1 pseudogene is annotated in these 1,346 nt (G+C 80.8%); it reads right to left on the bottom strand.

From position 1 onward, the window contains the following. Positions 1–1,346 (bottom strand): annotated as a pseudogene (locus tag FA014_RS19480) (chromosome segregation protein SMC); the annotation flags it as partial.

Below are 1,346 nucleotides of genomic sequence, written 5' to 3'. Positions count from 1 at the left end.
CGTCGAGCGCGATCGGCACCCCGGCGGCGCGCAGCGCGTCGAGCGCCCCGAGCGCCCCGGCGACCTGCGCCTCGGAGGCGGCCTCGGACAGCTCCAGGCGGACGGCGTCGCGCTCCCCCGTGCGCTCCTCGATCGCGGCGTCGGTGTCGGCGGGCTCCGCCTCGGCGGCGGCCAGCCGCTCGGTCAGCCCGGCCAGCTCCGCCGCGCCGGCGGCGAGGGTCTGCTCGGCGGCGGCCAGCGACGCCTGGACGCGCTCGGCCTCGTTCCGCGCGGCGCGGGCGGTGGCACCCAGGTGCCCGAGCTGCTCGGCGACGGCCGCCAGCGCGGCGTCGGACTCGTTGAGCTCGTCGAGCGTGCGCTGGTACTCGGCGCGGGCCTCCTCCTCGGCCTCGCGCGCCCCGACCAGCCCGAACCGCGCCTGCTCCGCGCGGGCCGCCGCCGCCTCGGCGCCCTGCCGCGCGTCGTCCAGCGCCGACTGCAGGTGCAGGGCGCTCGGTGCGGTGGCGGAGCCGCCGGAGGCGCGGTGCGCGGCGAGCACGTCGCCGGCGCGGGTCGCGACCACCAGGTCGGGACGGTCCCGCAGCACCCCGCGCGCGGCGACCAGGTCGTCCACGACGACGACGCCGCGCAGCAGCCGCCGCACGGCGGGCACGACGGCCGGCGGCGCCTGCACGAGGTCGAGGGCCCAGCCGCTGCCCGCGGGGGCGGGGCCCTGGTCCGCGTCCCCGGCGTCCACCGCGTCCCCCGCCGCCACGACGAGCCCGGCCCGTCCGGCGTCCTGCTCGCGCAGCCACCGGATGGCGTCGACGGCGGCCTCGACCGAGTCGACGGCCACCGCGTCGGCGGACGCGCCCAGCGCCGCCACGATCGCGTCCTCGTCGCCGGCCGCGACGCCGAGCAGCGCGGCGACCGACCCGACCACGCCGGCGAGGTCGTCGGCAGCGAGCAGCGCGCCGGCGCCGTCCTTGCGGGTGAGGCTGAGCTCCAGCGTCTCGATGCGGGACTCGAGGGCGCTGCGTTCCCGGTCCGCCTCGGTGAGCTGCGCGGTGAGCTCGGCGACCCGCGCGGACGCCGTCCCGACCGCCTCGGCCGCCGCCTCGTGCGCGGCGTCCAGGTCCTCCTCGCCCTCCTCGACGCCGGCGACCCGCGTCTCCAGCGCGGTGAACTCGACGGTGGCCTCGTGGCCGCGGCGCTCCGCGGCGGTCAGCGTCTCGCGCAGCCGGCCGATCTCCGCCTCGGTGGCCTCCAGGCGGCTGCGGCGCGCGCCGACCTGGCCCGCCAGCCGCGCCAGGCCCTCGCGCCGGTCGGCGGCCCCGCGCAGCACCGTGGCCAGCGCCTTCTCGGCG

Origin of the sequence: Cellulomonas hominis (assembly GCF_005239125.1) — a bacterium.
In the GTDB taxonomy this organism is placed as follows: Bacteria; Actinomycetota; Actinomycetes; order Actinomycetales; family Cellulomonadaceae; genus Cellulomonas; species Cellulomonas hominis_A.
This window is presented reverse-complemented; position numbering and strand designations above follow the sequence as displayed.